Origin of the sequence: Bombilactobacillus apium, from assembly GCF_013385145.1 — a bacterium.
In the GTDB taxonomy this organism is placed as follows: Bacteria; Bacillota; Bacilli; order Lactobacillales; family Lactobacillaceae; genus Bombilactobacillus; species Bombilactobacillus apium.
In genome coordinates, this window is sequence record NZ_JABZEC010000003.1 from 127656 (window position 1) to 149557 (window position 21902).

The following is a 21902-nucleotide window of genomic DNA, read 5'->3' on the forward strand; positions in this document are numbered from 1 at the left end:
ATACCCCACCAGCGAAAATCACTCAATAATTTGTTTTTCTGGATTAAAATCCGTGACTTCTAAATAATTTCCCAATTCAATGTTCAGCTTTTGCTGTTCAACACTGATTGCTTGTAAATTCAACAAGGAGGTTGCGGGAAATCTTTTCTCGGCTTGATCGACGCGAGCATCATTTGATTCGACTAAAACCGTCACTCCCACCAACTTACCGGAAAATTCTTCCACTAAGTTGTGCATTCCACTAATCGTTCCGCCGCCCTTCATGAAATCATCAACAGCGATAATCCGTGAACCCGTGGGTAAACTACGTTTGGATAATTCCATTTTTTCAATCCGGTGAACCGAACCCGATTCATAATTAACACTTAAAGTCGGACCTTCGGTAATCTTTGACTCGCGGCGAACAATCACATAGGGAACATTTAAATAGTAAGCGGCACTTTGGGCAATGGGAATTCCCTTGGTCGCCATAGTCATAATGGCATCAATCTCTTGACCCGCGTACTGAGTCGCGATCAAGCGGCCAACTTGGCGCAATAAATTGGGCTGACCTAAGATATCGGACAAATACAAATAGCCTCCCGGTAAAATCCGTTGGGGATCGGCCAGTTTTTCCCGTAAGTTTTCTAAATAAACGGCCGCCAATTCCCGACTAATTGCCGGCATAAATCGCACTCCTCCGCCGGCTCCCGGCAAGGTTTCCACGATTCCCAGGTCGCGTTTTTTAAAGACGGTTTTAATAATTGTAATATCTTCACTAATTGAAGATTTTGCCGACTGGTAGCGTTGAGCAAAAAAAGTTAGAGGGACTAATTGGTAAGGATGATTTTCTAAATAATCGGTTAGGTCAATTAAACGTTCACTTCTGCGTATTTTCATTTTACTTTCCTACTTACGTAACGATTTAGTTTTATTATAACGAATTTCACTTTTTCTTGACTAGTAATTTTCGGCTTCTAATAAAAAAAGACTGCCAACGGGCAATCTTTAATCAAAACTCAACTCAATAGACTTAGTTAACAAGTCAGCATAACTGTAAGAGACACGTTCAAAAGAATTCTCGGTTGGGTCTAAATCAACGACGAAAACCGAGTGAAAGGTTTCGGATAATCTGCCGCGACGACGAATAACTCTCTTACGACCGGCCTGCGCCACAATAGTGATATCTTCACCCAAATGGCGATCCAAATCGCGCTTAATTGAAGCAAATGATACTGGCATAAAATCAACCCCTTCGGGTTAGGATTGTACCACAAAACATGAATCAATTCAATCTCTTAAACATTTAAATTTGGTTACAAATTAAATTCAGTTTGGATCTGCTGATTTAAAGCAATTAATTCAGGGAGGGCCAGTTGCTCCGCGCGGACATTATGCTCATAACCTAAAGCATCAAAAACCGCCTGCAATTTCGGCTTCACTTGGGCTTGACCAGCAAGGTAAACATTCAAGTTATTCCAAAGATTCTTCCTCTTTTGCCGAAAAACAGCTTGCACGAAAGTTTGAAATTGGAGAAAATCCGAAATTTCTTTGATCCAAGGAGATTCCAATCGCAAACGAACCACCGCGGAATCAACTTTCGGTTGTGGCACGAAGGCTTGGGCGGGAACAGTTTGCACTACTTCTACCTGACTCCGTAATTGAACTGCCACACTCAAGGAACCATATTCCCGGTGCCCCGGCTGGGCCCCCAAACGTTGGGCAACTTCTTTTTGCATCATTAAAACAAAACTAGTAAATTTTACGGGAGCGGTTAGGAGTTGCAGTAAAATTGGCGTCGTAATGTAATAAGGTAGATTAGCTACCACTTTCACTGTGCGCCCAGATAATTGCTGCTCTTGCCAAAACTTGCGCCAGTCGACTTTTAAAATATCCTGATTCAACAAAGTCAAATTATCGTAATCTTCTAAGTTCGCCTCTAAAATCGGAATTAAATTTTGGTCAATTTCAAAAGCATAGACTTGACTGGCGACCTTCGCCAATTGCTGGGTTAAAGCTCCAATTCCCGGGCCGACTTCCAAGACGATATCAGTTGGCTGAATCTCAGCGCTGGCCACGATTTCCTCAATTACCTCCGGTGAACGGAGAAAGTTTTGGCCTAAACTTTTTTTGGCTTGCAGATGATACCGTTCCAAAATCGCCTTTGTGCGAATGGGATCCGCAATATCATACTTCTCAACGCTCATATAATTCCTCTTTCGCACTAGCTACTGCTGTTTTCAACTGGATTTCCGTAATTTGAAACATATTCAAGCGCCGGGCAAATTGCTTGGCATTGCCATAACCAATATGCAACTTATCACCGACTAATTCTCGTAATTTTCGAGCTTGAGGACCAACCGTTAAACCACAATCCACCAAAACTTGAGCGGGAATGGTCATTTTATCTTGAGAATCTGGGGTCCAGACCTGTTGGAGGACCTGCTTAATTACCGTTGCTGAGGCATGTTCCAATCCCAAACTACCATGGCGATTGCTCGGAACACTATCTTGCCGCCGCAGAAAAGCTTGTTTAACTCCCGGAACAGCGGCGACGATCTTATGGCGAATCTGTTCTCCGTTAAAATCCGGATCGGTAATTACAATCACGCCCCGCTTTTTTTGAGCTTTAGCAATTAAAGCTAAAGTTGCTTCATCCAAAGCTGATCCATGAGTTTCAATCGTATCTACCGGACCTAAAACTTGGCGGAGACGGGCAGTATCATCGCGCCCTTCGACCACCAAAACTTCTTTAATCTTTGTCATTTAATTGGTACACCTCACGGGTATTTTTCAAAGTTTGCTGGGCAATCGTTGCTAATTCCACTCCTCGAGTTCGAGCGATAGCTGCCGCTACATAGCGGGTATATCCTGGTTGATTAGCTTCTCCCCGGTGAGGTTCCGGAGTCAAATAAGGCGCATCGGTTTCTACTAACAGCCGCTCTAATGGTGTCTGCTGGGCAGCTTCGCGAACTTCCGGAGCATTTTTAAAAGAAACTACGCCACTATAAGAAACATAACAGCCCAAATCTAAGAAACGATTCAACCACTCAACTGATCCATTGAAGCTGTGCATAATCATTCCCGTCGCTACCGGATGAGCTTGTAAAATCCGATAGGTATCGGCAAAAGCATCTCGCGTATGGATATTGACCGGCAATTGCAACTGTTGGGCTAACTCTAACTGCTGCACAAAAGCCGCTTCTTGAATTGCCGGAGTCGGATTTTCTTCCCAATGGTAATCCAAACCAATTTCTCCAACCGCGACCGCTGCTGGATCTGCCAGTTCTTGCTCTAACTCGGCTAAGACTTGCGGCGTTACTTGGGCCGCAAATTCTGGGTGCCAACCAATAACCGCATGTAAACCAGAGTATTGCCGGGCCAATTCCAAAGCCGATTGATTAAATTGGGCGTTTGAACCCACAATCGCCATTTCCTGGACGCCCAATTCTTGAGCTTGCTGTAAATAGACCACAGTTTGACCCGCAAAATGGGGATCATTCAAATGAGTGTGCGCGTCAAAAAAACGCAAGTCATCGGCCTTATTCAACGTGAGAACCATTAACTAAAGCTTGAGGAACGGTAGCTAATTGAACCTTTCCTTCATATTCAGCTGAGAGGAGCATCCCGTTGCTGACAACTCCTCGCATCTTTCGCGGCTTCAAATTAGTGACGGCAAGAACTTTTTGCCCGACTAATTCTTCTGGTTGGGGATAAAATTCTGCAATTCCCGAAATAATTGTTCGTTCTTGGTCACTACCGTCATCTAAGGTAAATTGGAGTAAGCGATCGGCGCCTTTAACTTTAGTGACCGCAAGAATTTCGACAACTTGTAGCTGAACTTTATCAAAATCATCAATTTTAATTTCTGCTTTAGAAGTAACTTTGGCCTTGGCCGCCGCTGATTTAGAAGTCTTCAAAGACCCTGTTTGTTGAGCCTTCTTTTGATCAGCAACCATTTGCGCTTTAATATAAGCCACTTCTGCCGGAACATCTAAGCGGGGAAAGATTGGTTGCGGTTGCACCACCACTTGGGCTTGTGGTAAATGACCAAATTCCAGTTGCTCTAAGGCTTCTTCTGGTAAACCTAATTGAGTCAAAATTTTGTGCGGCGCATGGGTCATGATAGGACTAATTAAAATCGCCATCAACCGTAAAGATTCCACCAAATTAGCCATTACTGCGGCTAAGCGATCTTTTTGAGCCGAATCTTGCGCCAACTTCCAAGGCATCGTTTCATCAATATACTTATTAGCCCGGGAAACAAACCGCCAAGTAATTTCCAAAGCTGTGGAAAACTCAAATTGATCCATCGCCGTCAAGTAGTCTTGAATCGTCGTCGCCGCTTGGGCTCTTAAATCTTGATCGACGGGCTCACTGGCGTCAGCTAAAGCGGGCACTTTTCCAGCAAAATATTTATTAATCATCGAAACTGTTCGATTGAGCAAGTTTCCTAAATCATTGGCTAAATCAAAGTTAATCCGGTCAACGAAATCTTCTGGCGTAAAGACGCCATCACTACCGAAAGGAATCGCCCGCATCAAGTAATAACGCAAAGCGTCTAAGCCATAACGTTCAACTAACATTTCTGGATACACGACATTTCCCTTAGACTTGGACATTTTGCCGTCTTTCATCAATAGCCAACCATGACCGTAGATTTGTTTTGGTAAAGGTAAATCTAAGGCCATCAAAATAATTGGCCAGTAAATTGTATGGAAACGAACAATTTCTTTACCTACAAAATGAACATCTGCGGGCCAGTAACGTTCAAATAAACTTTGATCTGCGCTGGTATAGCCTAAAGCCGTGATATAGTTCAATAAAGCGTCAACCCAAACGTAAACCACATGCTTGGGATTACTTGGAATCGGCACGCCCCAATTAAAGCTGGTGCGCGACATTGCTAAATCTTCCAAGCCAGGCTTAATGAAGTTATTAATCATTTCCTTCTTGCGGCTTTCCGGCTGGATAAACTCGGGATGATCTTCATAATATTGCAATAAGCGATCAGCATATTTACTCATCTTAAAGAAATAAGATGGTTCTTTAACTAACTTAACTTCATGCCCCGATGGCGCTTTACCACCAATCACCTTACCTTGGTCATCGCGATAAACTTCGGCTAGTTGAGATTCGGTGAAATATTCTTCATCATCGACGGAATACCAGCCTTGGTATTCACCTAAGTAGACATCGCCTTGATCAATTAAGCGTTGGACGATCTTTTGCACCGCCACGACGTGATCGGCATCCGTAGTCCGAATAAATTTATCATTGGAAATTTCGAGTAACTTCCAAAGTTTTTTGATTCCTTGAGCCATTTGATCGACGTAGACCTGCGGTTTTAAATTTTGCGCCGCAGCCTTTTGTTCAATCTTCAAACCATGTTCATCGGTTCCGGTTAAAAAGAAAACATCAAAACCGCGAGCACGTTTATAACGAGCCAGTGTATCGGCCGCAATTGTGGTGTATGAATTACCAATTGTTAATTTTCCTGAAGGATAATAAATGGGCGTCGTAACATAAAAAGTCGGTTTTTGAGACATAAGCGTACTCCATTCCTGAATTTAATCAAATTATAACATTGCCACTAGGTGCAAAAAAGAGACAGCCAACCCTCTTCTGTCTAAGTTGGAGCTAACTAGCGGGGAAAATAAGTTAACCCTTGCTCTTGTAAAAATTGGGTGACTGGTTCTTGATAAAGTTGTTGATAATTTTCGGCTTTTAAATTAGCCGCTAAAATTAATTCTCCGGCATTTTGCTGACTATTAGTTTCTACTAAAATCGGCGTCGGTTGACCAGTTTGGCGGGATAAAAACGGCAGATTTTTAATTTGGAAGACTTGGCGAACTTGTAACCTTAATTGCCGGGGACTTAAAACGGGTGGTAAAACGACCATTTCTGTTAAAGGTAAGGTCTGATAACCATTGGCTTGTAAAAAGTCATTGAAAGCCAGCAAACCGGCACTCAAACTCCGCCGCCAAGCTAAAGGCTGGGCCTGTAAACGCTGGGTTAAAACTTGAAATAACTTTTGCGCGGCCGATAAAGCCACCGGCGCCGTGTTTTTATTGTCCGGAGCCAGCTTGGTTTCTGGTTCTAAAATTAAACCATCTAAATAGAGGAACATTTGCGCAACAAGATTCGTTTTAACTTGCGCCAATTGTCGTTTCAAGCCCGCCTGTAATTGCGCTTTGACCTGGGGAGACAGTTCTCCCGCCGCAACTTGTTGGGGTAAAATAAAATAATGTTCCAAACAACCGACAAGCGCTAAAGCGGTCGCTTGGGTCTGGTGGTCTAGTTCCGGTTGACTACTGCTTAACGGAAAAGATACCTTAGTCCAACCATTTAGTTCCCATAAGATATGGCGCAACTCATGTTGCAAGGTAAAATCTAAATTAGCTGACCGAACTAACAAAATCTGAAGATTTCCGGTTGGCGTCAAACGGTGCCCCGACTGATTAAAAGCCAGCCAATCTTCTTTTCGATCCAAAAACTCAAAGTGGAGTTGCCCGGGAACTTGGGCCGCTACTTCTTGCCATAAGTTTTGCGTGGCGGACGCAAAATCTGCAATCTGCATTTCAATCATCCATTCATCTACATATTAAAATTATTATAGCACGTGGCAAAATTTCAACTAGAAGCAGTCATCTTTTGACGATACTGGGCTAAAAGACCATCGCGCAAACTAACGTGACAATAACAAACTTCTTGAATTTCAAAAGCCTGCAAAACAGCTTGAAGAGGGAGTAGTCCGGTGGGCATGAAAGGCGCGCGTTGTTTTTCAATCGCTAATAAGGACTGATTTTGGTCCACCGTCTGTCTTTGAATTTGCTGAATTTGGGCTTGAACTTGTGCCGTTGGTAGCCACTGATTATTGGGAGCATTTAAAATCCGGAATAAAACTTGATGGACCCCCCCCAGTAAAATTAACCGTTGATCTTGGGGACGGGGTAAATCACGCAACTTGGCCTGCAAACGTTGGCACCAAGTTTTTTGTTGGTCAACTGATAAGGGATCCGGCGCTTGCAGTTGATCAAACAATTGGACTGCTCCAAAGGGCCAACTAGCGACTTCTAATAATTTGTCTCCTTCTAAAACGCCAAACTCAAAACTCCCACCACCAGTATCCAAAAACGCCCCCGTTGCGGGAACTTGGGGCGTTTGCAGGGCACAGTAGTCATAATAAGCTTCTTGTTTTCCAGTGAGGACTTGAATCTTCAACCCCGTCTTTTGGGCCACGGCGTCAATAAATTCTTCTTGATTACTGGCTTGGCGCAACGCCTGGGTTGCGGTGACCATCGTTTGATCCACTAACTCCCGTTCCAAAAGCCACTTCAACTTTTCTAAGGCCGCAACTCCCGCGCGAAAATTGGTCGCATTGATTGCTCCTTGAGCCGTCATATCTTTTCCCAATTGGACGAAATAACGATATCGTCGCACACTTTGAACCTGAAATTGGGCATCAAGTTGATATAATCCCAAGCGAATCGAATTTGAACCAATATCAATCAAAGCCACCTGCATTTCATTTGCCTCCCATTGTTTATCTTATAAATTAAGTTTATTTAAGGAACTAGACTAGTTTTAATAATAGATCAAGAATAGCGTAGATAACTCTAAAATAAAAGTGTTAAAACTAATAACTAATTATTAAAAAATTACTGTCCTGCTCACAGCTGCAAACTTTGACGGCTGAAAGTTTGCAGCCGGCTCTACATAAAAAGAGACGAATGAAAATTTTCGTTTTCATTCGTCACCGAAGTAATTTTTGAACTAGGATTTAAATTAAGAGCATTGATTAGGACCCAAGCTAATTTTGGGCAGCTGCTTGCGCCTTAGCCCGGACTTGCGCTTTAGCTTGGGCCATTTTGGCTAGTTGTTTTAACTTTTGTGGAGTTAAAACTTGCCATTGAGAGCCAACGTAGAAAGTATTTTGGGTTTTGATCCTTTGACCTTCATTGCCGGCAACACTAAAGAGCCAACCCCAACCAGTTCCTTGATAAGTCCAACGTTGAGTCTTGGTCACTAAACGAGGCGTTCCGGTGGTCACTCGAACCTGATTAGTAGTTTTCTTGGGCAAAGTGTGTTGGATTTTTTTCGGGCGAGTATCGGTCCGATACAAATAGATCTGATCTTTAGTTGTTGTTCCCAAATTCTTATATAAGAGAAAACTTGGTTCTTGCGGCTTAGCGACCGAACTAAGCAAATTCGTGGTTCGAACTTCCGTTTGGGACCGCATCCCCCAGTGTTGCGTATCATTACCAATCATCGCGACAATTGTTAAAAATAGTAAGAAACTAAACAGCGCTCGCAAACTATTGGCTAGCTTCCGATTGGAAATGTAGACGCCGCCCAAGTAGGCACACAAAGTAAAAATAACTAAAAAGACTAAAATCATAATTACTTCACCTCCAGATCAGCATCGACAATCGTTTCCTTATCCTTTAAGAATAAGGCCAAAATAAAGGTAACGACACAAAAGCCAACTGCTAAAGCAAAGGAAACTCGATAACCAGAAACCGTGGCATTCAAAAATTGTTGTTGATAATCAACGGGAGCCTTTTTCAAGAGGCTAGCCGCTGGTTTTAGAGTATTGGTGACATTAGTTAACACACTAATTAAAATCGCGGTTCCCATGGAAGTAAAGACTTGCCGGGCCGTATTGTTAACCGCTGTCCCATGGCTAATCAAATTAAATGGTAAAGCATTCATCCCTGAAGTCGTGATCGGCATCATGACCATCGAAACTCCAAACATCCGAACTGCATGCAGCATCACAATATAAATAGTTGGGGTATGTTGGGTAATGAAAACAAAAGGTAAAGTTCCCATGGTCAAGAAGAACATCCCCGTCGTTGCTAAACGTTTAGCCCCGTAGCGGTCAAAAGCTGCTCCGGTAATTGGGCTCATGAACCCCGTAACCAAAGCTCCTAACAAGAGGACTAAACCAGAGTGAAAGGCGGAGAGACCTTTGACAATTTGTAGATACAAAGGCAAAATCATTCCGATCGCCATCATCGCCATGTTTGTTACGGAAGATAAAACTACCGACAAAGAATATTCTGGTGATTTAAAAACTCGTAATTCCAAGAAAGGAACTTCTAGTTTAAATTGCCGCCAACTGAAAAGAGCAATGAAGACAATCCCTAAAGCGATTGTTCCCAGAACAATCGGTGAGGCCCAACCGTCATCCCCCACAGCTGAGAAGCCGTAGAGTAAACTACCGAAACCAATCGTTGATTCAATAATTGAAGGAATATCAATTGACTGATGGCTGGTTTTCAAAACTGGCCGCATGGTAAAGAAACTAGCAATGACCACTAAAGCCACAATTGGAATGATAATACTGAATAAGTAACGCCAGTTCCAGTTATCAATTACCCAACCAGAAAGAGTTGGTCCAATCGCGGGAGCCAGACCGATAACCAGTCCGCTCAACCCCATGGCGATTCCTCTTTTTTCAGGTTCAAAAACACTTAACATGATCGTCTGCATCAAAGGCATCGTAATTCCGACGGCAACCCCTTGAATCAACCGACCCGCTAATAAGACCGCAAAACTGGGAGCTAAATAACAGATTACGGTTCCTCCGAGAAAAATAGTCATCGCAAAGATGTATAACCAGCGCGAGTCGATCCGGGTGCTTAACCAAGCACTGACTGGAATCATCACCCCGTTAACTAACATAAACCCGGTCGTTAACCACTGCACTGTGGAGACTGAAATACTAAAAGTCTTCATTAAGGTGGGAAACGCGGTTGATAAAATGGTTCCGTTTAAGACGGTACAAAAAGTCCCCGCCAATAAAGTAATGACCAAAGCGATTTTATTAAAGGGCCGGCCATTAATATCTTGAGTTTGCTTCATTTTTCCACCTCATTATTTTGATTATTTTTTTGGGTAATTTCTTCCAACAAATGAGGCATATCCAAATTTTCAAAACCTCGATTAATTTGTTGGATAAGTTGATCAAACTCCTCCATCTGCGCAGGAGTCAAAGAACGAAAAAGGTAATGGTCCCATTGATCCAAAATGGCGACCAGTTCTCGGTGGAGCCGGTGGGCCTTATCCGTGGGATAAACCAATTTTTTACGGCGATTGGCGGCATCTTCTTGACGTAAAACCCAACCTTGAAGTTCCAAATTGCGTAAGCCGCGAGCCACACTAGATTCATTAGTCATTAATTGACGGGCCATCTGTTCTTGGCTCATGCCGGGCTTTAGGGTAATTGCTCTAATCAACATCACCTCAAAGGAATTCATCCGATAAGGTTTAATAAATTGTTGGAGCAAACGTTGTCGTCCGCGCAAGAAGGTAATCGCAAATTGGCGCCAAGCTTTTTTTTCCATCGGCTCCCTCCTTTTTCGCGATAGACAACATCATAAGCTCAATGTTAACAATTGTCAAGAGTTGACAGATGTTAAGTATTGAGCAAGATTGCTTTTAAGATTATCAAAAAAAATAACGTCACCTTTGAGCAAAAGGCAACGCTAGTTATTAGAACTTATTTATTGATTAATTTGATTTTGCTGTGACCATTACCTACTTTTTGAACTAAGAGTTGCTGGCCGATACTTTGTTTCATCGAATCAATATGGCTAATTACCCCAACCATCCGATTTTGGCCGATATCTTGTAAGGCGACCATTGCCTTATCTAAAGTTTCTTCGTCCAAAGAACCAAAACCTTCATCGATAAAGAGCGCCTCGACTCGAACCCCATTGCTTGAAGACTGGACCACTTCGCTTAAAGACAGGGCAATCGAAAGAGCAGCAATAAAAGTTTCGCCCCCCGAAAGAGTATCCGTTGAACGGACCGCATTGGTCTCTCGGTCGTAAACACTAATATCTAGGCCATGATCTCGTCGGTGATTGTTACTTTCACTAGCTAAATTAAAGACATAGCGATTATTGGATAAGCGATTCAAAAAGGTGATATTCGCGTATTCCAAAATCTGACGGAGATAGTTTTGAACGACATAGGTCTCCAATTTTAGCTTGTCATCATTACCATCTTTGCCATTAATTACATTATACAAACTGGTCACCGCGGCTAAGGAATCCGCGAATTTCGCCTGTTCTTGCATAATCTTTTGGATTTTTTGCCAACTAGTTTGCGCTTCGTGAAAATTCTGCTGGACAGTTCCTTTTTCTTGGAGAGAGACTTTCCAGCGGGCCTGAGTTGCTTTTGACTTCTCTTGGAGTTGGTCCAAATCAGGTTTAGTCGTCGTAGCCAACTTTTCTTGCAGTTGCGTAAGATCGTTCATCAACATTTTTTCGGTCGTTTGATATTCCGCAATTTTCGCCGGTAATTTTTTCAATTGACCCTGATTGATCTCTGTCAACCATTGCTCCAATTCCGCTTGCTGTCTAGTCTTAGCTTCAGAATCGTTCAGTGCCTGCTGCAAGTCTAGGGTTAACTTTTGCACTGTAGCTTTTTTCTGCGCTAAATCTTCTTTTATCGTCGTTAATTTGGTTTGATTTTTACTTTCTTGCAATTCATTTTCGTGGACTGTCTCTTGGGCTTTTTGATACTGCTTTTGAAATTGTTGATAAGCATCCGTCAAACTCTTTTCTCGTTGCTGCAAAACAGCACTAGTTTCTGCAGGCAAGTCACTTGCTTGTTTTTTAGTTTGCAGGTCTTGTCGGCGAGCTGCAATTTCGGTTTCTAGACGAGTTGCTTGAGCTTGGCTTTGATCGACTTGGACTTGAATTTGATCTTGTTCTTTTTTCAAATCTTGGATTGCTTCACTTAGACTTTGGCTAATTTTAATTTGTTGATCAAGTTCTTGAATAGCTGTCTGAAAGTGTTCTTTAAGCAGTTTTAAATTAAATTCTAGCGGTAACTTTTCCGAACTAGACTCTTGTAGTTGTTGATACTGCTGGGTCAATTGAGCTTGAGTTTGCCTTAACTCCACTTGTCCTTGCTCTTGATCTTGAGTCAAGCTTTGGGCATCCTCTTTTAAAGCTTGCACGCGACTTTGGCTAGCCGCAGCCTGCTTTTGTGATTCATCAACGGCGGCCATTGCCGCTCGCAAAACAGACTCAGATTGCTCTTTTCCTTGTTGGACCAAGGGATGTACCGGAGACCCACAAACGGGACAAGGCTGATTAGGCTCTAATTCTGCTTGCAGTTGGGCAATCATTAATTGTTGACGCGTTTTGATCTTTGTAGTGTAGTCTTTTTGGGCTTGGCGATTAAGTTCAACTTGAATCTGCAATTGTTCTTGCTGTTTTTTCAAACGATCTTGGACTTGGGCTAATTTTTCTTGAGTCTTAGCCCGAGCACTCTCTAGCGGGGTTAAAACTTCCAATAAGTGATCTTGCTCTTGCCGTAAATCTTCTTTTTGGCTTTGAAAATCAGCCAAATCGGCTAATTCTTGCTCTTTGGCGGCCAACTTACTCTGAACCGTGGTTAATTTAGCCGTTTGGGCCTGAGCCTGCTCTTGGGCTTGGGCCAGTTGAGGCTGGATTCTTTTTAACTGGGCTTGAATCCGTTCGACATCTTGCACTTGGGGAATTAGGCTCAATAATTTTTGCGCCTGCTGTTGTTGAGCCTCATATTCAGGCTCGGCGGCCTTTAAAGTCAGAAATTCACTTTGCGCAGCTTGTAATTTTTCTTGAGCCGTCCTCAACTTGTGCGTTAATTCTTGCTCTTGCTGCTTGCCTTTTTGAATATCTTTTTCTTTTCGATCCAAGTCTTGCACCAGTTTTTGCAGAGGTTGGGCCCATTCCAATTCTGCTAAGTGCTGCTGCCAAGTCTGAAATTCAGCTTGGCGCGCGCTAATTTGTTTTTGATATTTAGTTTGGGTTTGCTCTAATTTTTGAAAATCTGCTTGAACAGCCTGCCCTGCTTGATAAGCTCGATCAGTAGCTTGCCAAATTTGTTGATCCCGAGTTTCTTTTTGCGTCGCCAATTGAACTGCTGCTTTTTTCTCTTGGAGATAAGTGGTTAATTGATGAGCTAGCTGTTCACGTGGGGTCTGTTGCAATTGCTCTTGCTCTGCAGCTGTCCAAACCGGGGCTGCCAATTGGGCGGTCAATTCTTGGACCCCTGCCTGGGCTTGAGTTTGAGCCTGTTGATAATGTTCTTTTAACTTGGCGGTAAATTGGGTAAATAACTGGGTGCCAAAGATTTTCTTGAGAATCTTTTCTTTATCCACCGTCTTTGATTTCAGAAACTCCGAGAAATCATTTTGCGGCAGAAGAACAATTTTCTTAAATTGATCGGCAGTCAGATTCAAGATTTCGGTAATCGCTGCAGCGACGTCACCCGGTTTAGTAGCCAAACTGGCTTTTTCTAAACCACCGACTTCATCCACGAGAGCAAGGCTGGCCGTGGCTTTTCTCTTAGTCTGGCCGGAACCTTTTTTGCGGGCTTGAAATTGTTCCGGAGTGCGCTTGACCCGGTAGATCTTAGCATTTTCTTCAAAATAAAAATAAACTGCCGTGGTCTGAGTAAGAGTGGCAAATTGGCTCCGCATTTCCCGGGCTTCTCGCTCTCCCGTCGTCGCGTTGAACAGAGCGTAGGTCATGGCATCGAAGATCGTTGATTTTCCCGCTCCCGTATCCCCACTGATCAAAAAGATTGGCGCTTCATCTAATTTTTGAAAGTCAACAATCGAATGCTCGTGGGGTCCAAAATAATTCATCTCTAAATATAAGGGTCTCATTTTTGCTCCCTTTCAACTTCATTAAAAATCTTCGCCACCAGGTCTTTTTGTGCAGGAGAAAGTTCGTAAGCGGTAATCGTCTGGAAAAAGTTATTCACAATCTTTTCCGGGCTGATCTCTCTGAGATCCGTGGACTCTTGCGGCGCAAAGGTCGAAGTCGAATTGGTTTGATAATCGAGTTCCACGATCGTCCCGTAGCGTTTTTCTAACTCTGAGCGCAGATTGGTCTGTAAATGCGCGCTGCGTTCAAAATTTTGAATCGTAATCGCAAACCAAGCTTGCCCTACCGGCTGCTGTTGATAAAAGCTAGGATCACAGAGAGTTTCCCAGTCGGCTTCTAAAACCACTAAATCGGTTTGGGGAATCAGCTTGCAGACTTTTTGTTGAATTTTTTGAGCGGTAAAATCAACGATTTCGACTGATTTTTGGTTATTTTTAGCTCGGGCTTCTTTAACATTAAATTTCACGGGGCTGCCGGCATAGCGTACCGTGGGCGCGGGCGAAGCGTGGCGGGTATGAATGTGCCCCAACATGACATAATCAAAAGCCGCAAATTGCTTGGTGGTCACTGTCGCCAAGCCCCCCACTTGGGAAGTTGTTTCACTCGTAAGATCCAGGGAATCCTCTTGGTGGGCAGTTACCGCAAAATGCGTTACTAAGAGATGCTTCTTCGTGGGATCAAAAAGTTCTACTAGATCAGCGATCACTAGTTCCAAAGCATCCGCAATTGTCTTAATCTGGGCGACATCTTCTGCTGGAAGGTCCTTTTTTTGGTAATAAACTCGAGCATCCAGCGGGTCAAAAAAGGGGAGCAGGAAAATCTGCAGCGTGGGGGTTTCAATCGGGGTAAAGGCTTCTTCCAAGAGCGTATGTAAATAAAAATTCGTCTCTTCCAGCCACTTGCGACCGTAGTTCAGGCGGCGAGCACTATCATGATTCCCCGAGATTGCATAAATTGGGATCTTTTTTTCTAAATTCAAAGTTCGAAACATCTGATCCAAAGTCGTGACCGCTTCAGGGCTGGGAATCGCCCGATCGTATAGATCACCGGCAATCACAATCCCATCAACTTCTTCGTCTTGGGCAATTTGGACAATTTGCGCGAAGACAGCCTTTTGTTCCGCCAACAAAGAATAGCCATTCAGGGTTCGTCCAATATGCCAATCTGCCGTGTGTAATAATTTCATTTTTTACCTCAATTAACGAAAAGCAACTTGTAATTCGGCCTGCAAGCACAAACCACCGGTCGAAAAAATTACTTTTCCGCCGGTGGCGATCATCGTTTAAATTTTATTTTTGAAAATAGTTCAGTCCGATGGCGTTCCGAACCTCTTGCAAGGTTTGCTCCGCAACTAGATTAGCCTTCTGGCTCCCTTTTTCGAGAATCCGCAAAACTTCACCAGGATCTTGGGCATATTCTTGCCGCCGCTCACGAATTGGGGTCAAAGTGGCACTCAAAACTTCTTCCAAGTACTGCTTAACCTTGACATCACCCAAACCACCATGTTGATATTGGGCTTTCAATTCCGCAATCTTGGCTTGATCATCACCAAAAGCATCCAAATACTGAAAAACTGTATTTCCGGCGATTTGTCCAGGGTCGCTAACGTGAACATGGTTCGGATCGGTATACATTTGCATTACTTTGGCATGTAATTCGTCGGCAGTATCCGATAAATAGATGGCATTGTTCAAAGATTTACTCATTTTGGCATTACCATCAATCCCTGGCAAGCGACCTTGACCCTTAGGTGGGAAATAACCGTGCGGCTCCACCAAAACATCTTGTTGATAGGTATTATTGAAAGTCCGAACAATTTCTCGAGCTTGTTCCATCATCGGTTCTTGATCATCACCAACAGGTACTGTATCGGCCTTAAAAGCCGTAATATCAGCGGTTTCACTGACTGGATAAACCACGAAACCAGCCGGAACACTCTCGCCAAATTTCTTTTGTTGAATCTCACTCTTAACCGTTGGATTGCGTTCCAAACGAGCCAAACTAACCAAGTCCAGATAATACATCGTTAGTTCATTCAAAGCCGGAATTTGCGATTGGACCAGAATAGTGGTTTTTTCAGGATCGATACCCACGGCTAAGTAATCCAAGGCAACTTCTAATAAGCTCTTGCGCACTTTTTCAGGATTACGCGCATTATCTGTTAGAGCTTGAATATCCGCAATCATCACAAAGGTCTTGTAATCACCACTATTTTGTAACTTAACCCGATTCTTTAAAGAACCCAGATAATGGCCGATGTGTAGCTTTCCGGTTGGCCGGTCAGCTGTCAAAATTGTATGTTGAGTCATAATAATCTTCCTCCGAAATAATCTTTAACCACTAATAAAAAAGCCCTACTGTTCCTCAGAACAATAGGACGATTTCCCGTGGTACCACCTGTTTTGTAGATTAATCTACCGCTTAACTTGACTTAAGGCGCCAAAACCATTTCACCCAGCCCCACTTTTTCAAACCGGCGGGCTAATTTCACAATTACCAATTAGTCTCTGTTTTCCCTCGGTTTAAATACTCTTAACTAGGTTGTAATTGTCATCATACTACAAAAAAGCTTAGCCAAAGTCAATCAAATTCGGATTCCCAGTTCGCAAAAAAATATTTCGCAGGCGACTTTTTAGTGGCCAACTTTAATTGCTGGAGCCGTGGTTGATGGTGAAGCTGGCCGATTTTGCAGAGTATGGTGAAGCGTTGTCTGATAAGCGCCTAACTTGGTAACGCCCTTGGCAATTTCTATCTGCAAAGAATTAGTTGGTAAATTACTTGAATAATTGGAATTCTTCAGATCATATTTAAGAACCGGGGCTAACCCTTGGTAAATTGTTTGGGCCAAAGTGTCCAAGGGCAACTTGGCAAATTTAGGCTGGGCCGCTTTGGCGCTGGCCTGAACCGGGTGGTTCAGATTAAAGATACTACTCCCACCCCGGATAAATGAGCGAAAATGATAATATTATTTTAACTATTTTGAAACTTAATCCTTATCTTGCCATTCTTTCTTCCTCCAGCAAGCAAATCATAAGCATTAATTAATTTTGATTATACCATCTTCTGCTTACTAAAAATCCCTAAAAAAGCAGGTCTAGTCTAACTTTTTCTTACATTAAAAATCATTTTTTATCTTGATTTGCTTGCTCTTTTCATTTTCTCCATTTCTAAAAAATTATTAGCAAGTTGTGTTTTCCAATTGACCTTTTCTTACTTAATCCTCAAACATTATCTCCGCTGTTTTGGAAAATTATTTTTCGCGCTTCTTCCAAGAGTTTATATTGTTCATTTTCCTTAGGGGCTGTAAAATAATTTATATTGTAAATAAGGAGGTTTTCATGTCATCCTTTCCCAATGAATCACGCGCCGCAGAACAAACCCGCGTCGATCATGTTGAAACTATGATTCAACAACAACTCATTACTACTGCCCAAAATCTTAGCAAGGCTCAACAAGAACGGCGCAAAGTTGAAGTCAATTTCAGTTCCAATACTCGAGCTAACTATATTGAAACTGACGATATTATTGAAACTAATGCTACCTTGCAACAACAAAAGCAACTCCTAGCTGGAGCAACGACCAATGAAGATATCTTGACTACTAAGGAAAAAGAACTTCATCTTTTGGCGGGTTCTCCTTACTTTGGCCGCATTGATATCCAAGAAGACGGTGAACCCGATACCTTGTACATCGGCATGGCTTCTCTCAACGATCATGACCAAAATTTCTGGGTTTATGATTGGCGGTCTCCAATCGCCGCAATTTACTATAACGGAACCTTGGGTCGAGTCCAATACACTACTCCGGTCGGTCCACAAACTGTTGAGCTGCAACGCAAGCGACAATTTTCTATTCAAGCGGGAAAGATCAAGAATATGTTTGATACTAATGAAACAATTGGTGATAACATTCTCAAGTCAGTCCTGGGACAAGCTAGCAGTCCACAAATGCACAATATTGTCGCCACCATTCAACAAGCGCAAAACCAGATTATCCGCGATGTGAAGACAAAAGTTCTCATTGTTCAAGGAGCTGCCGGTTCAGGAAAAACTTCGACAATCATGCAACGAATTGCTTTTCTCCTCTACCACAGTCGCCGGCAAGTCAATGCCGATCAAATGCTCCTTTTTTCACCGAATAATCTCTTCTCTAACTATATTGCCGCCGTTCTTCCAAGCTTAGGCGAGAAGAATCTTCGCCAAGTAACCTTACAAGCCTTTCTTGCCCAAAGACTCCATGGTCTCCAAGTCCAAAGTCTCTTTGAACGTTTCGAACAAGAACAAACCCCCACTAATCCAGAGACCCAAGCTTTACGGCAATTTCAAGAAAGTTTGGAATTTGTACGCCAACTGGAAGCCTTTGCCAAAAAGGCCGATCTGACAAGCGCTTTTCAGTCTCTCCTTTTTGAAGGACAAGTCTTTTTCAGTGCCGCGGAAATGATTGCTATCTATCAAGAATTTCCGACCAATCTCTTAACCACGGATAAGTTAGTCCGCCTCAAAAATACTTTAATTCGGCGTTTACAAGCTTTTCTTCAAGAAGAAGCCCACCAAGACTGGGTTTTAACTGCCATTGATGATCTCAGCGAGCGGCAATATGCCGAAATTATCAACACTCCAAAATTGCGGGCCGCTGATTTTAACACCCAACAACAACACTTAGCTCAAGCCTTAGTCCACCAGAAGTATTATCCGGTTTATGAGGCCATCTATAATAATTATTTTTATAATCCTTATCAACTCTACAAACAATTTCTTCAAGAAGTCCTTTATCCCCAGCCGCAAGTTTGGCAGGCCATGATCACCGCTTATCAACTGGCTATGGAGACTCATAAAATTTCTCTCGCCCATGCCACGGCCGTCTTATATCTCCAGCAGCTTTTGACCGGAACTGGCCGGCAGCAACAAATCAAACAATTATTCTTGGATGAAATGCAAGACTACTCTCCCTTGCAACTGGCTTATATTCAACATTCTTTTCCCCAAGCAAAATTAACCCTCTTGGGAGATTTAGCTCAAAACCTTTATCAAGGATCGCAGGATCAGTCCCAACTTGCGGTCCTAGAAGAGCTTTTTACCGCCCGCAAGACCAAGGTGATTAGCCTGCAGCAAAGCTATCGTTCGACCGCGGCGATCACTAATTTTGCCAAACAGTTGATTCCTCAAGGAGAACAAATTCAAGCCTTCAACCGCCCCGGCGTGCTGCCCACTTGGTGGCAAACTTCTAGTGAACAACTAGCCGCTTGGACCTTGCACTGTGCGCAAGAAGCCCGGGAAAAATACGAAACCGTGGCAGTAATTACTAAAACTAACGCTCAAGTTCAAGAACTTCAGAAATTATGGGCCAGCCAAGATAAAGTTTCTGTTCTCCAAGAAAATGACCACCAGATCCCAACCGGGATTGTCCTGGTCCCAATTTACTTGGCTAAGGGTTTGGAATTTGATGCCGTGATTGGTTACGCGATTCAAGCTCCCTTTTACCAAAGTAAAAGTGACCAAGCGATTCTTTATACGCTGGCGACCCGAGCCCTTCATGACTTACAATTAATTTCTGCTCCCCATAAACCTCGCTGGGCAAAAGAACTTGATCAAAAAACTTATCAAGCGCGGATTGCTCAATAAATTAACCAACATAAAAAGCCGCCAACTTCTTCACCTGCCAGGCAGACGAAGAAACTAGCAACTTTTTTTGGGACTTAAATTAGAATAACTTTTAATAAACTGACAAAAATTCCCAAGGTCAAACTCAAATGAAAGTTTTGGGTGGCCAAGTAAACGGTGGCTAATAACCAACCAATCGTACAGTAAGAGAAGAAACTTATCAAATGGAAGTTTTCAATATTTAATAAGCCAAAAATTAACCCACTAAAGAAGATTCCCCCTAGGGCTTGGCCCAAACTATTATTTAAAAAGAAATAATTGAAGAAGAAACCGATGCTCACAAATTGTTGTTGCATTCCAATGATAATTCCCGTAGCCAAGAGATCGAAAAATAATTTGGAATTAACTACTTCTGAATAATCAGTTCGATTCACGAGGCCTGTAAAATGGCCTTGCGCCTTTAAGTAACTAATCATAATCATAAAGAGGCCCAAAACGAAAATAGTTCCGAAAACCACGCCAAAAAATTGGGTTACCCCCAATGACCAACCGCGATCAAGCTGTTCAAAATGGCCTTGTTCGCGTTGATAGCGGGAAAACATAAACCAGCTGATTAAGGCTGCAAAAATCAAAAAACAGGCCGTCTTCCAAGAATGTAAACTGGAAGCTCGCAAGCAAGCTTGTTCCCACCTTTGGGAAATAAATACGAGGCCCAACCAAATTAGGTACCAAGTCATATTAATCTTTGGAGATCTTAATGTTCGCATTGTCTTCACCTAATCCAAATTACTAAAATCTGATTATAACATTAGCTCAAAATCAGCTTCAAACTAAGACTCGTGGAAATTCAAAATCAACTTAGCAAGAAAAAGGAGCTTGAATCCGTAGACTCAAACTCCTTCCTGTAAGCCATCTATCGGGTTCGAACCGACGACCTCCACCTTACCATGGTGGCGCTCTACCTGCTGAGCTAAGATGGCAACTCAAAAGCACTTAGATAGTATAACAGAACTTCTAATGTTTGCCAACTATAATTACCTTTTTTTGTAAAATTTCCTGGGAGAATTGCCATTTAAGTTGTCAATAATAAATTGCGTGTTTCTGAAGCAGACCGTATAATAAACTTAATAAAAGCGAAGGGAGCAAACGAAGCTTGTCACCTAGTAAAGAGAATTATTTAAAAAGTATCTTTGAATTGCAACATAGTTTTCAAAAAGTCACCAATAAACGCCTTGCAGAAATGATGCATGTCAGTGCTCCCTCAGTGACCGAAATGTTACTTACTTTGAAAAAAGCCGGCTATCTAAAGTACAATCCCTATACTGCTATTTCGCTCACCTCTAAAGGCCGGACTACCGCCGAAGCTTTAGTCAAAAAGCACCGCTTATGGGAAGTTTTTTTAGTGGATAAACTCCACTATCAAATCAACGAAGTGGACCAAATTGCCGGTGATCTAGAACATTTTACTGATCAAAAATTAGTCAATTCTTTGAATGAATTTCTCGCCTATCCTCAGAAATGCCCCCATGGAGGAGTTATTCCCGACAATGGCCAAGGAGAAACGGACGATGACGACCTAGTCCTAAGCCTGGTCGCCCCCCAAACTAAAGTCCAGATTGTTCGGGTCATTGATGACCGCGAATTTTTAGATTATTTTACGATGTCTGGCCTAAAAATTAACCAAATCATTACTGTCTTACAACACTCCCAGTTTGATGACTCAGTTTTAATCCAAACCAGCACGGGCAAAGAAGTTTCCGTCAGTCGCAAATCAGCCGATTTTATCTTTGTCGAACCAGCTAAATAGAAAACTTTTTCTCAATAAATCAAGTAAACATTTGTGACAGCTGATATAAAAAGATCCCCCTAAAAACTGCCCATAGCAGTTCTAGGAGGATTTTTTGTGATTATTTTCAACTAATCTTTTCCGCGAGTTACCGTATTTTCATAAAACAAGGCATAAGTGAGGACGCGATAAGGTGCAATAAAAATTGTCAACAAGCCTAAGGTAAAGAAATTCAACAATTCCCAGCCCAGAAAACTGATATCTAAGCAGAAAAGTTGCCATCTCTGTCCGCGCATTAGCTGCCAACTTTGCATCAACGGTTTAAAAATCTGCCGCCAAGCTAATTTTCCTTTAGCCGAAGCATCATATAAAACAAAGAAAGTTAGACGGAAACTATAGGTGAAATAAAAGACCACAATGTAAATTAAAGCAAAGCCAATTTGTTCGATAGCCAAGTAAACTAGGGCTAAAAAAAGCACCCGCCAGAAAAACAAGCCGGAAAACACTTGTAGACTAGCTTGTAAGGGGCGTTCTAGACGACTGCGACGTAACCAACTTAAAACAGCAAAGCTAACCCCTGTTGTCACTAGTAAATAGGCCAAAGAAAATTGGGCGACATTCAGATTAAACTGCGGATTATTGGTCACGGCCCTTAAAACTTGAGCATAGATTTGATCAAAGTTGGCACTATTAGCCAAAGAACTATCATCACCCACAACTTGACTCACAAAATTACTCAGGAACCAAAAAGCCCCCATTACCAAGAGCATTGGAATAAGACCTAATTGAAAAATCTGTTTGGGTTTTAAAAGAATTAATCTCCGCGCAGCTTCTTTCAACTGCCGATTAGCAACCGTAATG

General features: G+C 42.5%; 19 protein-coding genes and 1 tRNA gene. 2 read left to right on the top strand and 18 right to left on the bottom strand.

Annotated features, from left to right (window positions below; all coding sequences use genetic code 11):
- Window positions 1-18 precede the first annotated feature (18 nt).
- From purR to HU830_RS04120, 15 genes are all read right to left on the bottom strand, one after another.
- Window positions 19-879: a pur operon repressor gene (purR, locus tag HU830_RS04050; RefSeq protein ID WP_176942508.1), complete on the bottom strand. Its 861-nt coding sequence runs from the start codon at window positions 877-879 to the stop codon at window positions 19-21.
- A gap of 108 nt (window positions 880-987) precedes the next feature.
- Window positions 988-1221: a Veg family protein gene (locus HU830_RS04055; RefSeq protein ID WP_176942509.1), complete on the bottom strand. Its 234-nt coding sequence runs from the start codon at window positions 1219-1221 to the stop codon at window positions 988-990.
- Between the two features lie 74 nt (window positions 1222-1295).
- Entirely contained in the window at window positions 1296-2186 is an 891-nt protein-coding gene (gene rsmA, locus HU830_RS04060; RefSeq protein ID WP_176942510.1) for a 16S rRNA (adenine(1518)-N(6)/adenine(1519)-N(6))-dimethyltransferase RsmA, read from the bottom strand.
- Entirely contained in the window at window positions 2176-2745 is a 570-nt protein-coding gene (gene rnmV / locus HU830_RS04065; RefSeq protein ID WP_176942511.1) for a ribonuclease M5, read from the bottom strand. Before rnmV ends, rsmA begins: the two co-directional genes overlap by 11 nt.
- The gene (locus HU830_RS04070) at window positions 2732-3511 is read right to left on the bottom strand and encodes a TatD family hydrolase (RefSeq protein WP_176942512.1); all 780 of its coding nucleotides are present in this window, start codon (window positions 3509-3511) and stop codon (window positions 2732-2734) included. The genes rnmV and HU830_RS04070 overlap by 14 nt, the downstream gene beginning before the upstream one ends.
- A gap of 10 nt (window positions 3512-3521) precedes the next feature.
- Window positions 3522-5528: a methionine--tRNA ligase gene (metG, locus tag HU830_RS04075; protein WP_176942513.1), complete on the bottom strand. Its 2007-nt coding sequence runs from the start codon at window positions 5526-5528 to the stop codon at window positions 3522-3524.
- Window positions 5529-5623: 95 nt separating this feature from the next.
- On the bottom strand, window positions 5624-6559 hold the full coding sequence (locus HU830_RS04080; RefSeq protein WP_176942514.1) for a hypothetical protein: 936 nt from the start codon (window positions 6557-6559) through the stop codon (window positions 5624-5626).
- A 53-nt stretch (window positions 6560-6612) separates the two neighbouring features.
- On the bottom strand, window positions 6613-7506 hold the full coding sequence (locus tag HU830_RS04085; RefSeq protein ID WP_176942515.1) for a Ppx/GppA phosphatase family protein: 894 nt from the start codon (window positions 7504-7506) through the stop codon (window positions 6613-6615).
- Window positions 7507-7792: 286 nt separating this feature from the next.
- Window positions 7793-8380 carry a DUF4811 domain-containing protein gene (locus HU830_RS04090; protein ID WP_176942516.1) on the bottom strand — a complete coding sequence of 196 codons (588 nt, stop codon included), beginning with the start codon at window positions 8378-8380 and terminating at the stop codon, window positions 7793-7795.
- 2 nt (window positions 8381-8382) lie between these two features.
- Window positions 8383-9849: an MDR family MFS transporter gene (locus tag HU830_RS04095; RefSeq protein ID WP_176942517.1), complete on the bottom strand. Its 1467-nt coding sequence runs from the start codon at window positions 9847-9849 to the stop codon at window positions 8383-8385.
- Entirely contained in the window at window positions 9846-10331 is a 486-nt protein-coding gene (locus tag HU830_RS04100) for a MarR family winged helix-turn-helix transcriptional regulator (RefSeq protein ID WP_176942518.1), read from the bottom strand. The genes HU830_RS04095 and HU830_RS04100 overlap by 4 nt, the downstream gene beginning before the upstream one ends.
- Window positions 10332-10486: 155 nt before the next feature.
- On the bottom strand, window positions 10487-13654 hold the full coding sequence (locus HU830_RS04105; RefSeq protein ID WP_176942519.1) for an AAA family ATPase: 3168 nt from the start codon (window positions 13652-13654) through the stop codon (window positions 10487-10489).
- Window positions 13651-14841 (bottom strand): exonuclease SbcCD subunit D, encoded by a 1191-nt coding sequence (locus tag HU830_RS04110; RefSeq protein ID WP_176942520.1) that lies wholly within the window; start codon window positions 14839-14841, stop codon window positions 13651-13653. Before HU830_RS04110 ends, HU830_RS04105 begins: the two co-directional genes overlap by 4 nt.
- Before the next feature lie 103 nt (window positions 14842-14944).
- A complete protein-coding gene (gene trpS, locus HU830_RS04115) occupies window positions 14945-15964 on the bottom strand; it encodes a tryptophan--tRNA ligase (RefSeq protein ID WP_176942521.1) in 1020 nt (339 codons plus the stop codon).
- Between the two features lie 323 nt (window positions 15965-16287).
- On the bottom strand, window positions 16288-16503 hold the full coding sequence (locus HU830_RS04120; RefSeq protein ID WP_176942522.1) for a hypothetical protein: 216 nt from the start codon (window positions 16501-16503) through the stop codon (window positions 16288-16290).
- Window positions 16504-16993: 490 nt separating this feature from the next.
- Between HU830_RS04120 and helD the strand changes: the two genes are divergently transcribed.
- Complete coding sequence (gene helD / locus HU830_RS04125; RefSeq protein WP_176942523.1) at window positions 16994-19276, top strand: RNA polymerase recycling motor HelD; 2283 nt, start codon at window positions 16994-16996, stop codon at window positions 19274-19276.
- 74 nt (window positions 19277-19350) lie between these two features.
- Here the strand turns inward: helD and HU830_RS04130 are convergent, their stop codons facing one another.
- Window positions 19351-20022 (bottom strand): hypothetical protein, encoded by a 672-nt coding sequence (locus HU830_RS04130; RefSeq protein WP_176942524.1) that lies wholly within the window; start codon window positions 20020-20022, stop codon window positions 19351-19353.
- A 140-nt stretch (window positions 20023-20162) separates the two neighbouring features.
- Window positions 20163-20235 (bottom strand) — tRNA-Thr (locus HU830_RS04135).
- Between the two features lie 173 nt (window positions 20236-20408).
- On the opposite strand from HU830_RS04135, the gene HU830_RS04140 reads away from it, so the two are divergent.
- Complete coding sequence (locus tag HU830_RS04140; protein ID WP_176942525.1) at window positions 20409-21062, top strand: metal-dependent transcriptional regulator; 654 nt, start codon at window positions 20409-20411, stop codon at window positions 21060-21062.
- A 110-nt stretch (window positions 21063-21172) separates the two neighbouring features.
- Here HU830_RS04140 and HU830_RS04145 read toward each other — a convergent pair whose 3' ends face one another.
- Window positions 21173-21769, bottom strand: coding sequence for a DUF975 family protein (locus HU830_RS04145; protein WP_176942526.1), 597 nt, complete (start codon window positions 21767-21769; stop codon window positions 21173-21175).
- Between the last annotated feature and the right edge of the window lie 133 nt (window positions 21770-21902).